7 protein-coding genes and 1 tRNA gene are annotated in these 14,826 nt (G+C 64.6%); 2 read left to right on the top strand and 6 right to left on the bottom strand.

The window, feature by feature from the left end; all coding sequences use genetic code 11:
- Window positions 1-25: 25 nt before the first annotated feature.
- The 3 genes from ACVT6V_RS15455 to ettA form a co-directional block, all read right to left on the bottom strand.
- Window positions 26-2,254 (bottom strand): molybdopterin-dependent oxidoreductase, encoded by a 2,229-nt coding sequence (locus tag ACVT6V_RS15455; RefSeq protein ID WP_489900664.1) that lies wholly within the window; start codon window positions 2,252-2,254, stop codon window positions 26-28.
- 81 nt (window positions 2,255-2,335) lie between these two features.
- The gene (locus ACVT6V_RS15450) at window positions 2,336-7,165 is read right to left on the bottom strand and encodes an NAD-glutamate dehydrogenase (protein ID WP_489900663.1); all 4,830 of its coding nucleotides are present in this window, start codon (window positions 7,163-7,165) and stop codon (window positions 2,336-2,338) included.
- Between the two features lie 150 nt (window positions 7,166-7,315).
- A complete protein-coding gene (gene ettA, locus ACVT6V_RS15445; RefSeq protein WP_489900662.1) occupies window positions 7,316-8,989 on the bottom strand; it encodes an energy-dependent translational throttle protein EttA in 1,674 nt (557 codons plus the stop codon).
- A 295-nt stretch (window positions 8,990-9,284) separates the two neighbouring features.
- Between ettA and ACVT6V_RS15440 the strand changes: the two genes are divergently transcribed.
- Window positions 9,285-9,782: a three-helix bundle dimerization domain-containing protein gene (locus ACVT6V_RS15440; RefSeq protein ID WP_489900661.1), complete on the top strand. Its 498-nt coding sequence runs from the start codon at window positions 9,285-9,287 to the stop codon at window positions 9,780-9,782.
- Between the two features lie 47 nt (window positions 9,783-9,829).
- On the opposite strand, the gene ACVT6V_RS15435 is transcribed toward ACVT6V_RS15440, so the two are convergent.
- Window positions 9,830-10,258: a single-stranded DNA-binding protein gene (locus ACVT6V_RS15435; protein ID WP_489900660.1), complete on the bottom strand. Its 429-nt coding sequence runs from the start codon at window positions 10,256-10,258 to the stop codon at window positions 9,830-9,832.
- Between the two features lie 122 nt (window positions 10,259-10,380).
- Complete coding sequence (locus ACVT6V_RS15430; protein ID WP_489900659.1) at window positions 10,381-12,408, bottom strand: bifunctional copper resistance protein CopD/cytochrome c oxidase assembly protein; 2,028 nt, start codon at window positions 12,406-12,408, stop codon at window positions 10,381-10,383.
- A gap of 160 nt (window positions 12,409-12,568) precedes the next feature.
- Between ACVT6V_RS15430 and ACVT6V_RS15425 the strand changes: the two genes are divergently transcribed.
- Window positions 12,569-12,641: transfer RNA gene (locus ACVT6V_RS15425), tRNA-Arg, on the top strand.
- A 468-nt stretch (window positions 12,642-13,109) separates the two neighbouring features.
- Here the strand turns inward: ACVT6V_RS15425 and ACVT6V_RS15420 are convergent.
- Window positions 13,110-14,267 (bottom strand): type I restriction enzyme HsdR N-terminal domain-containing protein, encoded by a 1,158-nt coding sequence (locus ACVT6V_RS15420; RefSeq protein WP_489900658.1) that lies wholly within the window; start codon window positions 14,265-14,267, stop codon window positions 13,110-13,112.
- Window positions 14,268-14,826 lie beyond the last annotated feature (559 nt).

Raw genomic sequence — 14,826 nt, 5'->3', positions numbered from 1 at the left:
GGCACCGCACGGATCGTGAGGCCGATCAGCCGGGAACGACCTCCACCGGTAGCCCGTTGAGGACCACGGTTCCCGACAGCGGGTCCATTCGCGAGCCGTCGTTGAGCTGGTTGACATTTGCTCCTGGCTCGGTCGCTGCGACACTCAGCCGGGTGCCTTCGAGGTCGTGCCCCCACCCGTGCGGCAATGAGGCCACGCCCGGACGGATGTCGGTGCTGATCTCGACCGGCACCTTCAGTTCCCCGCCTGGTCCCCGGACGATCGCGATGTCGTCGAGCCCGAGCCGAGCGGCGTCATCCGGATGCACATGGAGCGTGCATCTGTTGTTGCCGCCGGTCAGCCCGGGGAGATTGTGCATCCAACTGTTGTTCGACCGCAGGTTGCGCCGACCGATGAGGACCAACCCGTCGACCGTCCGGTCGAGATCGGCGCGCAGCCTGGCCACATCGCCCACAAGGTCGTCGGCAGCGAGTTCGATCTTCCCGGATTCGGTGCGCAGCACGCCGGGGAGTCGGGGCCGCATGGGCCCGAGGTCCACACCGTGCGGCGATTCCTTCACCGTGGCGAGAGTGAGCCCGTCGGGACGTTCTCCGAACGCATCTCCGTAGGCCCCGAGTCGCAGCATCATGTCCAGGCGCCGTTCGTAACCCGGGGCGTCGGGCAGCATCGCGACCATCGAGTCGATGTCGCGACCGGCGACCGGCGAGTGCGGATCGGACGCCTCTTTCGACAGGGTCATGCCGATGACCTGCTCGTCCACCAATGCAGGGTCGGCGTCGATGCCGAACCCGCCGAGACCGAGCACGAGCCGGCAGAGAATCTCCGATTCGTCCGGGCGGCCATCGGTGGCCGGCGACACCGGGGGCGAATAGCGTGCGGTGGCCCTGATCGCCAGATTGTTGAGCACGAAGTCGAAGTGTGGGGCCTGTGACGGCGGCGGCGGCGGCAGGATCACGTCCGCGTGACGGGTGGTCTCGTTCAGGTACGGGTCGATGCACAGCACGAAGTCCGCACCCTCGAGGGCACGCGAGAGACGCTCACCGTCCGGCGCGGACAGCACGGGGTTACCGCCGATGGTGACCAGCGCGCGCAGTCGCCCTTCCCCGGGCGTGTCGAGTTCTTCGGCCAGCGCCGCCGCGGGCAACTCGCCCGCCACCTCCGGGTGTCCGGACACCCGGGTGCGCCAGCGGCCGGTCCGGAACTTCCTGCCCGGTCGCGGCGGACGCGGCGCGGGCGCGGTCGGTGGCGTCGGGAACATCACACCGCCGGGCTTGTCGAGGTTGCCGGTGAGCACGTTGATCGCGTCGATGAGCCAGCTGGTGACCGTGCCGAAATCCACTGTGGTGGTACCCATCCGGCCATACACGGCCGCTGCCGACGACGACGCGATGGAACGGGCGAGATCGCGGATGACGGCTGCGGGCACATCGCAGTGGGCACTCACCTGTTCGGGTGCGAAGTGCTCGGCCTCCCGACGCAGCGTGTCGACCCCGGTGACATGCTGCGCGATGCCACCCAGATCGTCGGCGATCAGGTCCTCGTCGAACAGCGTGTACACCACCGCGAACAACAGCGCGGCGTCGGAGCCCGGACGCGGGGCGATATGGGTGTCGGCCAGTTTCGCCGTCCGCGTGCGGGCCGGGTCGATGACCGTCAGCCGTCCGCCCCGCTTGCGCAGCGCGGTCAGCTTTCCCGGAAAGTCGGCAGCGGTGGTGACGCTTCCGTTGGACACGACGGGATTGGCACCGATGATCACCAGATGTTCGGTCCGGTCCAGATCCGGCACAGCGAAGGCGAACGGGTTGCCGTACAGGTAGCCGAGCGCCACCTGTTTGGGCATCTGGTCGAGTGTGCTGGCACTGAACACATTCTTGGTGCCGATCGTTCTCGCGAACACCGGCGCATGCAGGGCGCCCGCCACGGTGTGCGCGTTCGGATTGCCGAGGTACACGCCGACCGCCGAGCCACCGTGGTCGGCGATGATCTTTCCGAGCCGGTCGACGACCACGCCCAGCGCGTCGTCCCAGTCGGTTTCCACCAACCGGCCGTCGCGTCGTACGAGCGGTCGATCGAGACGGTCGGGGTCGTTGTCGAGTTGCGGAAGGCTCGCGCCCTTCGGGCAGATGAACCCGTGACTGAAGACGTCGTCCGCGTCGCCGCGCGCGGTCACCATCTTCTCGTTGTCGTCGACGGTCAGGGTGAGACCGCAGGTCGCCTCACACAATGGACAGATTCGTAGCGCGGTCCGGGTCATGCCCAACGATAAACCGAGTGGCTCGCAGCAGTCACCGGTTCGCCCAGACCCCCATGCACGGCCGGTGTGACGGCCGGCAGGTCACCGGATCACGCTGCGCAACTGTCGCGCCGCCACCGACAGGGTCGCGAGGTCGGGCATCTGGAGTTCGTTGATGTCGGCCAGCATCGTCCGCATGCGGGACAGACGCGCCGACTGGGAGAACTCCCACTCCTCGATCTTCTCCTCGGCGGACTCGTCGGGCTCGCCGACCTCCAGGATCTTCAGCGTGATCGCACGCAACGCCCCGTGCATGTCATCACGAAGAGCCAAGCGCGCCAGCGCATGCCAGCGGTCTCCGTACTCGAGGTCGGAGACCGCGGTCAACAACTCCTCGATGCCGAAATGCTCCATCACGGCGAAGTAGACCTCCCCCACCTCGACCGGATCGCGATCGGCGATCTCTGCTGCGTCGATGATGTCGAGCAGGCAGAACCGGTGCAGGCTCACCGCGACATCGTGCGCCAGATCCTGCGGCACTCCCGCGTCCTGATAATGCTTCACACGCTGGTCGACGTCGAGTTCCGAACTCGGCCCCAGCCAGCTGTCGAGGAGTGCCGACAACTCCGTGACCCGCTCCCCGTATCGGGTGATCTCCGCGGCCATCGCGAGCGGCTGTGGGCGAAATGCGAGCAGCCAGCGCGACGCCCGGAACACCAGGCGCCGAGCGTAGAACATCATCTCGTTGACCACGTTCACCGGCGCCGGCGCGTGCAGGATGCGGTCGAACAACTCATCCATACCGAAGACCGCACTGGACACCACGTAGGAGCGAACACCCTCGTCGGTGGACGCCGCGGCCCCTTCGCGGAGGCGGAACAGGTGGGTGGTTCCGGCCTTGTCGATCACGTCGTTGACCAGCACGGTCGTCACGATCTCGCGCCGCAGCCGGTGCGCTCGGATCCCGGTCGCCAGGCGCTCGCGTACCGGCACCGGGAAGTACCCGGCCAGACGTCCCTCGAAGACGTCGTTGTCCGGCAGGTCGGTCACCAGCAGATCCGATTTGGTCGCCAGCTTCACATGCGCCAGCAGCGTCGCGAGTTCCGGCGACGTGAGTCCCCGATGGGACTCGCCATCGAATCGTTTCTCCAACTGAGTCGGCTCGGGCAACGCCTCCAGGCGCAGGTCGACGTCGTAGTTGCGGGCGAGGTCGGCGAGCATGCGGACGTGCACGTCAACGCGGTCGAGTGATACCGCCCGACAGAATCCGAGTTCCGAGTTCTGCGAGATGTTGTCCGCGAGAACCAGATCACCGACCTCGGCGGTCATCGACTCGAGCATCTGGTTGCGGTCGCCGGCCGCGATGTCTCCCGACGAGACGGCACCGTCGAGCAAGATCTTGATGTTGACCTCGTGATCGGAGCAGTCGACACCGGCCGAATTGTCCATCGCGTCGGTGTTGACCCGACCGCCCGCGAGATCGAACTCGATCCGGCCCCGTTCGGTCGCCCCGAGGTTTCCACCTTCGCCGATGACCTTGGCCCGCAGCTGGCCCCCGTCCACCCGGATGGCATCGTTGGCCTTGTCGCCCACGTCTGCATCGGACTCCGTGGACGCCTTGATGTAGGTACCGATCCCGCCGTTCCACAGCAGGTCGACCGGCGCCAACAGCACTGATCTGATGAGCTCGGGAGGCGCGAGGTCGGTCACGTCGTCCGGGAGACCGAGCGCCGCCCTGATCTCGGAGCTGATCGGGATCGATTTCTGATCGCGCGGCCACACGCCGCCGCCCGGACTGATCAACGAGGTGTCGTAGTCGGCCCACGACGAGCGAGGCAGGGCGAACAACCTGCTTCGTTCCCGAAACGATGTGTCCGCGTCTGGATTCGGGTCGATGAAGACATGCCGATGGTCGAAAGCGGCGACGAGCCTGATGTGCTCGGACAACAGCATGCCGTTACCGAAGACGTCTCCACTCATGTCGCCGATGCCGACCACGGTGAAGTCCTGGGTTTGGGTGTCGACACCCATCTCACGGAAGTGCCGCTTCACCGATTCCCAGGCACCGCGCGCGGTGATGCCCATCTCCTTGTGGTCGTAGCCGGCCGAACCGCCCGACGCGAACGCGTCGCCCAACCAGAATCGGTACTGCGCGGCAACGTCGTTGGCGATGTCGGAGAACGACGCCGTGCCCTTGTCCGCGGCCACCACGAGATAGGGATCGTCGCCGTCGCGGCGCACCACCGATCGCGCCGGGAGCACCTCCCCGCTCTGCCGATCGATGTTGTCGGTGACATCGAGCAGGCCGGCGATGAACGCCCGATAACACTCGATGCCCTCGGCACGATGGGCGTCACGATCGGCCGTGGCCTCACCGGTCGGCGCCGGTGGCCGTTTCACGACGAAGCCGCCCTTGGCACCCACCGGGACGATGACCGCATTCTTCACCGCCTGTGCCTTGACCAGACCGAGGATCTCGGTGCGGAAGTCCTCGCGCCGATCCGACCAGCGGAGTCCACCGCGTGCGACCATGCCGAACCGAAGGTGCACACCTTCGACCCGTGGCGAGTACACGAAGATCTCGTGCATCGGCCTGGGTTGAGGGGTTTGCGAGATCTCGCGGGGACGGAGCTTGAACGACATCACCGGTCGGTGCCCGTCGTCGTCGGTGACGTAGAAATTGGTCCGGGACGTCGCCGTCACCACCGCCGCGAACGCCGACAGGATGCGGTCGGCGTCCAGGCTGATCACGGTGCCGATACCCTCCCGCAGCCGTTCGAGCGCGACACGGCGCCGCTCGTCGTCGGCGGTTTCCGGGTCGAAGGTGGCCGTGAACAGCTCGACGAGACCCCGTGTCACCGATCCGTGTTCGCCCAGCACTGCCGCGACATGGCTTGTGGTGTAAGAGAATCCGCACTGCCTCAGGTAACGGCCGTAGGCGCGTATCATGGCCGCCGATCGCCAGTCCAGTCCGCATCGGATGATGAGTTCGTTGAGGTCATCGACCTCGGCATTGCGACGCCAGATCTGCCGGAATGCGTTGGTGAAGCGATGCTCGAGGGTATCGAGGGAGTCGACTTCGACCGACATGCCCTCTGCCAGCTTCACTCCGAACTCATATGCCCAGCAGGATGTTTCGTCGGACCGGATGAGATGGTACGGATGCTCGTCCAGCACGTCGAGCCCCATGCTGTGCAGGACCGGAAGGACGTCGGTCAGCGTCGCCGTCTCCTCACACAGATACAGCGTGAAGCGCCAGCGCTCATAGCGCAGTACGCGCTTGTCCCCACCTTCGGCGATCGTGCCGGACGCGATGTCGCCGTCGTCGTCGGCGCCGACGATGGGCCGACCGAGGGTCACCGTCAGGTCACCGGGTTCGAGCTGGGCGACGTGGATGAGGTCGGCGAGTGCGGCCCGCGGCGTGCGTTGTTCCTTGTACTCATCAGGCAGCGAGGGCAGGATGCGCAACACCGCATCGACGCCCCCCTCCGGCCACTGTCGTGAACGGTCTTGCGTCGCCACCGCGGCGCCGAGCTCGCGGACCCGCTCATCCCAACTGCGGATCGAGTCGGCCAACTGTGCCTGCATCTCCTGGTGGCGCTGACTACCGGTGTCCAGGGGGCCCAGCGAGCGAGCGACGTCCGGGTCGACGCGGACGAGCACCTGCAGCAGCGCCAGGGGCATCTCGCTGACCCGGGCCGTGTACTCGATGGCGGTGCCGCCGAGCGCTCGGAGCAGCCCCGCCTGCAACGTCAGTCGCGACTGGGTGTTGTAGCGGTCACGCGGCAGGTAGACCAGCGCCGACGCCATCCGACCGCCGGGATTCGTGCGGACGAACAGCCGCAACGACCGGGTCGCGACCGCGTCGAGCATCGCCTCGACGCGGCGGCCGAGTTCCTCGTCGGTGGCGGCGAACATCTCGACGAGCGGATAGTTCTGCAGCAACTCGAGCATCGCCTGCCCGGCGAACGAATCCTCATCGACGTTGGCCCGACTGAGCACTCCGTGCACCTTGGCGCGCAGCACTGGGACGTCGAGCACCATCTGGTGCAGACCTGAGGAGGTGAAGGTACCCAGGAACCGACATTCGCCGACATGCTCGCCGTCTGGTCCGAACGCCGGGATCTGCAGCAGCGTCGGGAAGTTCGAACGCTGAATCCCGGTCTCGAGATACACGCGTGACACCTGCGGTAGCAGCGGGGCCGCCGACACCATCGGAAAGCTCGACGACACGGTCTCGGTGCGCCAGATGCCGAGTTTGTCCCCCACATCGGCGCCGTCGACGTCGACGCGGGAGAAGCCGAGTGGAAGAAAGTGGTTTCCTGCGAACCACTCCAGCAACCGTGCGTACTCGCCACGGTCGCCCACCAGAAGGCCACTGAACGTCGACATCGGCGCCGCGGCGCATTCGGTGGCCAGATCCGTCAGGCGTGTACGCATCTCCGACACGTCGCGGTCGACATCGGCGACACGGCCGATGACCTCCGCGACATCCCGTTTCAATGCCGCGACGTCGAAGTCTGGTTGCCGCGACAGAGCGACGACAAAGATCCAGGATTCGACCGCGGTCGATCCGGCCGCGTCACCGAAATCCGACAGTGCACCGCCGTCGGTGCGGATCACCGGGATCACGGGATGGTCGATGCGGCTGACCACGAGGTCGTGCGCTTCGACGGTGGCCAGCACCGCCTCGACGAGCAGAGGCATGTCGTCGTTGACGACGACGACCTCGACCCCGCCGGACTCGGTGGAGACGACATCGACGATCCGCTCACCGGGGTCGCGCCGTTCGGCGACCTCGAGGTGGCGTTGTACCCGAGCGACGTCGTCAGCGTTGATCTCTGCGGGGTCGGCCAGTTGACCGGTGTCCGGGAAGGCCGACGACGACGTACTGAAGTATCGCGCAATCGCTTGTGGTAGAAGCGATGTCATATTCGGCAACGGTACTCACCCCATCGCGGGAGAGACAGTGACCCGGAATCTCCGGATGTAGCCCTCTCTCTGCGATGGTAGTGACCACCGCGGCGCCGTGGTCGGCCTTCGGGAGGTGTGTCCGCCCCTACCAACCGACCACGGTCGTCGTCAGTCGCGGGTGAGCTTGCGGTGGGTCACCCGGTGTGGCCGGGCGGCGTCGGCACCGAGCCGGTCGATCTTGTTGGCCTCATACGCCTCGAAGTTCCCCTCGAACCAGAACCACTGACCTTCGGCAACGTTGCCCTCCCACGCAAGGATGTGGGTACAGGTGCGGTCGAGGAACCACCGGTCGTGCGAGATCACCACGGCGCAGCCGGGGAACTTCTCCAAGGCATTCTCGAGCGAACCGAGGGTCTCGACGTCGAGGTCGTTGGTCGGCTCGTCCAGCAGGATCAGGTTGCCACCCTCTTTGAGCGTCAGCGCGAGGTTCAGCCGGTTACGCTCACCGCCCGACAGCACCTCAGCACGTTTTTGCTGGTCCGGGCCCTTGAATCCGAAGGCGCTCACATACGCGCGCGACGGCATCTCGTTCTGCCCGACCTCGATGAAGTCGAGACCGTCGGAGACGACCTCCCAGACGTTCTTCTTGGGATCGATGTTGGCGCGGTTCTGGTCGACATAACTCAGCTTGACCGTCTCGCCCACCTTCACGGTGCCCGAATCCGGCTCCTCGAGTCCGACGATGGTCTTGAACATAGTCGTCTTGCCGACGCCGTTGGGACCGATCACACCGACGATGCCGTTACGCGGCAGCGTGAAGGACAGATCCTTGATCAGCACGCGACCGTCGAAGCCCTTGTCGAGGTTGTTGACCTCGACCACCACATCACCGAGACGGGGCGGAGTCGGGATCTGGATCTCTTCGAAGTCGAGCTTGCGCGTCTTCTCCGCCTCGGTGGCCATCTCTTCGTAGCGCGCCAGACGCGCCTTGTTCTTGGTCTGACGGGCCTTGGCGCCCGACCGCACCCAGGCGAGCTCTTCCTTGAGCCGGCGCTGGAGCTTCTGATCCTTCTTGCCCTGCACCTCGAGGCGTTCGGCCTTCTTCTCCAGGTAGGTCGAGTAGTTGCCCTCGTAGGGGATCAGCTTGCCGCGGTCGACCTCACAGATCCAGCCGGCCACATGGTCGAGGAAGTAGCGATCGTGGGTCACGGCGAGCACGGCGCCCGGGTAGGAGGCGAGGAACTGCTCGAGCCACAGCACACTCTCGGCATCGAGATGGTTGGTCGGCTCGTCGAGGAGCAGGAGGTCGGGCTTCTGCAGCAAGAGCTTGCACAGCGCGACGCGGCGGCGCTCACCACCGGACAGGTGGGTGACCGGAGAGTCACCGGGCGGGCAGCGCAGGGCATCCATCGCCTGCTCGAGCTGCGAGTCGAGGTCCCAGGCGTCGTTGTTGTCCAGGTCTTCCTGGAGCTTGCCCATCTCCTCCATCAGCTCGTCGGAGTAGTCGGTGGCGAGCTGCTCGGCGATCTCGTTGAAGCGGTCGAGCTTGACCTTGATCTCGCCCATCCCCTCCTCGACGTTCTCCTTGACCGTCTTCTCCTCGTTGAGAGGTGGCTCCTGCAGCAGGATGCCGACGGTGGCGTCAGGGTCGAGGAAGGCCTCACCGTTGGATGGCTGGTCTAGGCCGGCCATGATCTTCAGGATCGAAGACTTACCTGCGCCGTTGGGTCCCACGACGCCGATCTTGGCGCCCGGGTAGAAGGACATGGTGACGTCATCGAGGATGACCTTGTCACCATGAGCCTTCCGTACCTTCTTCATGGTGTAGATGAACTCAGCCACTTACGAAATCTCCTTCAGACCCTGCGTGTCGGTTGTCGCGGTCCCTCTGCCGACGGTCTCGTTGCCGGCATCGAGCTCCTGCGCGAATCTCTTCGGCCAACTCGGGGCATCCGGTCAGATGCCACAACTCGTTCCAGCCTAGTGTGTTGCGTCCGGACGCCGCTGCGGACACCCCGCGGTGTCCCGTCAACCGGTATCGGGCCTCACACGCACGGCATCAGCGTCACCGAAATCACCCCCTGATCAGGACTTTCTACCCAATGGCACAAATGGACTGGAAAGTACCATTGGATTCGTGATCGAGTACGACGAAGAACAACAGCTCCATGACGTCGGAGACCGGATCCGCACCGCATTCCCAGATCGTGCACCAGACGAGGTCGAGCGGATCGTCGGCGAGATCCTGGGTGACTACGCCGACGCACACGTCCGAGATTTCGTCCCACTCCTGGTCGAGCGCCGTGTCCGCGCAGCCCTCGAGGCCACCGATTCATCTCGCGCGGCCGGACCGACGCAGACGGTGTCCGCGAACGTGGTGCGCACGGCTGATGGGAGCACCGAGTCCGGGCACGGCCCCTCGTTCCGTCACAGGATTGGCCACCTCGTCGGCGAACCCGTCGCCGTCATCTGCGCATGTGATCGGACCCCATGCCGACACGAAGGGATGTTCGGCAAGATCGCGGGTCAGATCGGCGATGACCTCTACACCGTCGAGGTCACCCAGGCCACCCGTCAGGCCGACCTCGGCGAGCGCCTGATTTTCGGCGGCGAAGAACTCCGCGCCCGCCACTGACGGATGTCCTGTCGAGGCCGACGCCCCTGATCAGGGTTCGCACAGCGTCAGGCCGCACGCTGCTCATCGGCGGTGCGCGCATGCACCGCCGACGGCTCTGAACAGTCAGCGGTGCCCGGCGTTCCCTGGTAGCTCACCACACACCGGCTCAGATCCAGCCCGACCGCGGTGGCGGTCATCTCCAGGTCGGCGCGCTTCTCCCCGTCCGCTGTGACGTACTCGTTGGTCTTGATCTGTCCGTGCGCGATGATCGGGCGACCCTTGGCGATGGCGAGTCCGACCCCGGCCAACAGCTTCCGCCAACAACTCACCGTCAGGTACAACGTCGGCCCATCGACCCACTCCTGGGTTCGCTTGTCGATCCGGCGCGAGTTGCAGGCGACACGGAAGGAGATCACCTCCTCGCCGGTCGTGGTGTGACGACGGCGTGGTTCGGATACCGCTGTCCCGATCACGGTGGTGTAGGTCTCGTACATGCTCGACTCCTCCGACTCGTCCTGGCCACGGTCGTCCGTGACTGGAGCCAGCATGGACCAGGAAAGCGAGCCGAAACGCTCCGCGAGCACATCTGTGGACAACGCGGAGGTGATCGCCGGGATCAGCCGCCCTTGTTGAGTTCCTTGAGCATCTCGTTGTAGCCCTCGAGGTCGGCATCGTGGTCCCGATCCGCCCGGCGGTCGTAGCGACGGGCCTGCCGGTCGTCCTGGCGGCGCCACTGCACCAAGAGTGCGAGCATGATCACCACCAGCGGGATCTCACCTGCAGCCCAAGCGATCCCACCGCCGACGCGCTGATCGTCGAACAGGTCGTAGGTCCACGGGAGGTTGAGGCTGCGGTAATAGGTCTCGGCGATGATTCCGCTGGTCATCATCAACGCGATCCCGAAGAACGCGTGGAACGGCAACGACCCCATGACGATGCCGAGTTTCGCCACCGGCGCGACCTGACGCGGGGCTGGGTCGATCCCGATGACCAGCCAGTAGAAGAGGTAGCCGCTCACCAGGAAATGGACGTTCATCAGCAGATGGGCCGCGTGGTACGGCACGATCGTCGCGAACAGCCCGCTGAGGTAGAGCGCATAGAAGCTGCCGACGAAGAGGATCGCGGCGATCGCCGGATTGGTGACGAACCGTGACACCGGGCTGTGCACGGCCGACTGGATCCACTCGCGTGGTCCCGGCGGATTGCCGCGCCCGGCCGGCGCCAGCGCGCGCAGCGCCAGGGTGACCGGGCCACCGAGAACCAGCAGCACCGGGATCATCATCGACAGCAGCATGTGCGAGATCATGTGGATGCTGAACATCGCCGGCGCATATCTCCCGAGGCCCGACGACGTCGTGAACAGCAACAGAACACAACCGAGTGTCCATGCCACGGTGCGCCCGACCGGCCAGTGATCACCGCGCCGACGCAACCGGACCACACCGCGCAGATAGACGATGGCCAAGACGATCGCCAGAGTGCCGAAGACCAGATCGAATCGCCAGTCGAGCGCTATGCGGGCAACCGTCGGCGGGCCGTCGATACGGTAGCCGATCTGGCTCTCGACGGCCGTGATGTCCGCGCTGTCCCCCGCCGGCGGCGGCGTTCTCGACAACCCGACCGCCAGACCGAACGTGGCCGCGAACACCAGGCTCTCCACGATCCCGAACCGCACGAACAACGACCGTCCGGGGCCATCGCTCTCGATCTGCGAGATCGTCACCCGCCGATGCCACGCCCCGAGCGCGCCCAGAACCAGCAGGGCCGCGACCTTGGCCAGCACCAGACGACCATAGATGTCGGTGAACATGTCGCCGAGTGGAACCCGGACCAGCGCGTTGATCACGCCGCTGACCCCGACGACGACGATGCACCAGAACGCCACCCGCGAGAACCGCCCGACCGCGAGCGCGCGCCATCGTCCGTCGGCGAGCGCGTAAGTGACCACCGCCACCAGGCCGCCCATCCATACCGTCGCGCCGACAATGTGCAGGATCAGGCTGTTGGTGGCGAGGTCGTGGTTTCCGCCGGTCGACGAGTGGCCTGCCAGGGCCACCGGCATCAGACTCAGCACGGCGAGAACGATCACCGCGACGGTCCATCCCCACCGCAGGATCGCGCGGGCCAGGGCCGCGGCGGCGACCGCGAAGATCGCGGTCCACAACCAGGTGCGGGCGTCGGCCACCTGTGGATAGGCGCTGATGAGGTTCGCGGGTTTGACGGTCTCGGAAAGCGGTTGACCACTGACGTTGGAGATCGACAGCGGGATCATCAGGACGGCGCACACACTCCACGTGAGCGATGCGGTCGCAGCGATCCGTATCGCCCGATAGCCGCCGATGTCGAGCACACCATCGGCCTGCGGCGGCACGAAGAAAGCGGCGAACACCGCCGCGCCGACCGCGATCGCCGCACTGACCTCACCGATTGCCGTCACCGTGGGGAGTCCGTACGTGGTGAGCCAGCCCGGATCGGGCACGCCGGCGAGTTCGACGGCCGATGCCGCCGAGAGCGCGGTGACCACGATCGCCACCACCCCGGCCAGCCACCCGAGCGCCCACGACAGGGCGGCGACCACACCGCGCTGCTCGGTCATCGCGTCCCGGCCTGGATCGGCCGGGGCGGTGGGAGCAGCGCTTGTCATGTAACAACTCTAAGACGGGATATACTCGCCCTCGCTGCCGCCCCGCGGCAGGTCAGCCTCCGTAGCTCAGGTGGATAGAGCAAGGGCCTTCTAATCCCTTGAGATGCCAGCCTGAACTGCGGAGAACGAAAAACGTGTTGCAGATTGCGCAGCACCACACGCCTCCGTAGCTCAGGGGATAGAGCAGCTGCCTTCTAATCAGCTGGTCGCAGGTTCGAATCCTGCCGGGGGCACTCAGAAACCTGTTCGAGATATGAAAATGCCTCGTGAACAGGAGTTTCCCACTGCGCCACTTCTTCTTGGCAAAAATTCACCGCGGCCTCTTTGTACGTGATGCCCCGTCGCCGCATGCGCACTCGATGTACATCTCGCCTGGTATGCCGCATGAGTACCGCTGATCCGCCACCCATAGGATTTGCACGACCAGGACCCGACGGATGCGACAACCGCCACATTTCCACATTTCGCTATGCGGGGAGCCGTCCATGCAGCCGAACGGGTCACCTTTTCCGGGGCGTTGGCGGCGAACGAAGAGGCTCAGAGCGGCCGTGCAAACCCAATTTGTCGTGGCTGACAGCAGACCCTAACGATAGCGATCACTGAAGCGGGAACCTGACAACCGACGCCCAGGGCACTCATCCCAGCGATCCCCGACGCTGATCCCGGCCCAACGTCAAGAACGGTGGCCAGGTGTTGATCTGTCAGTCAAGATTAGCGGGTGAGGTCGCCACAACGGCACCCTCGTACTGGCGCAGTACGGACCGAATGTGATCGGCATGCCGGTAGATGTCCACAACAGATTCGATGTCGCGGCGCGTCCCATCCTTACCCGTCTCGAAGGTCATCATGTACTTGACACTTTTCCCGTTCAGGTACAGCCGGGCAATAGGTTTGCGGTTATTGTCGTCGAGCAGGACTGCAAAGTACGTTTTCGCATCCCGGTAGACAATGCGTTCAGGCGCCACCTCAGCCACCGCGATGGCACGGATGATGTTGAAACCGTCCAGCTCTTCATCGGTAGTCACAATGTCAGGATCAGTCACCGAAATCGCCGTCTCGGCACCAGCCACAGGTTCGGCAGAAGCAGCCGCAGATGCCGTCAGTGTCGCACTACGCGTCACAATCTCGGCCTCCTGGTCGGCATCGTCGCCAAGAGCAGTCTTGAGTCGATCATTAACCTGGCCGTTGATGTACTGCGCCGCAGCCATCACCACGAGCGGCCGGAACTGCTCGATTACGCGCTGCGTGGCCTTGCCGTCGTAGACCTTGCCAACGAAGTACCGCACCCAATCGTCCGAAGGCTCCTTGATCTCGTTGGCGATCACACGACGGATACCACCTATGTACTTCAACTCTTGCGCAGCACTGACCACCGAGTCCAGGTCAAACGAGCCTTTGGACAACTTCTCGATCTCCGGTAGCAGAGTGCGATCCAAGTCGAGCAGGTCAAACATCAGGAACGGTTTCTCGTCCATCTTGTTCGGCATATCGCCATCGGTATAGACGTGATACTGCTGACCATTCGTCAACACAGCGATCCGTGCCGACGTGACCGAAAAATAGCGGAACAGCTGAGACGCATACCGCAAGTCGAGACTATCACCGATCTTCTTGCACTCCATCAGAATTTGCACCTGACCACCCATAAGGATGGCGTAATCGACTTTCTCTCCCTTCTTGACACCAACATCGGCGGTGAACTCTGGAACAACCTCTGACGGGTCAAACACGTCGTAGCCCAGCACGTTCGAGATGAACGGCATAATGAATGCGTTCTTGGTTGCTTCCTCAGTTTCGATGCTTGCCCGCTTGTCGCGGATCTTTGCAGCAAGTGTTTTGATTTCGTCCGCTACGGCCATCGCCAACAAATCCCTTCAACGGAAACCATTTTGACGACCATAGACCAGACGTCGGACAGTATGCCGAGCACTCACCAAAACGACCTATAATTCGATCGCGGAGACTACAGTCGGAAATTGGTCGCATACGCCCCGGCTCCACAACTCATTCCGGCATCTGCATCGAGCCAACCGCCACCACGGCACCCACGCCACGAGGCCACGACGGCAACAGAGTCTTATTACCAACCACGCTCAGGGCGGCGCGCGTGTGGGAGGACACCGGGTCGGACGTGCTCGGACCATAGATCCAACGGCCGTGGTCACGACCATGCGACCGGACGTCGTGATCGCTCGCCTGCCGTATCAAGGCATGCAGTCTGGGGCAACGGCGCTGACACGCTGGGCCATCCCCCACAGCCACCATCACTCGCAAACACAATGCAAAATCCAAATGGCGCGACACCTACACGCAGCGTGATTCGCACTCGATGGCACCCGATACCGTATGTGCTGCACTCGCCTGCCGCCGCGGACTAGCACACGAGCCGAAATGTCAACCGCCTCCACGCCGGAAATG

The organism is Gordonia sp. LMA167, from assembly GCF_058130025.1.
Note: the sequence above shows the minus strand (reverse complement) of the source record. Positions and strands in the feature narration are given on the sequence as shown.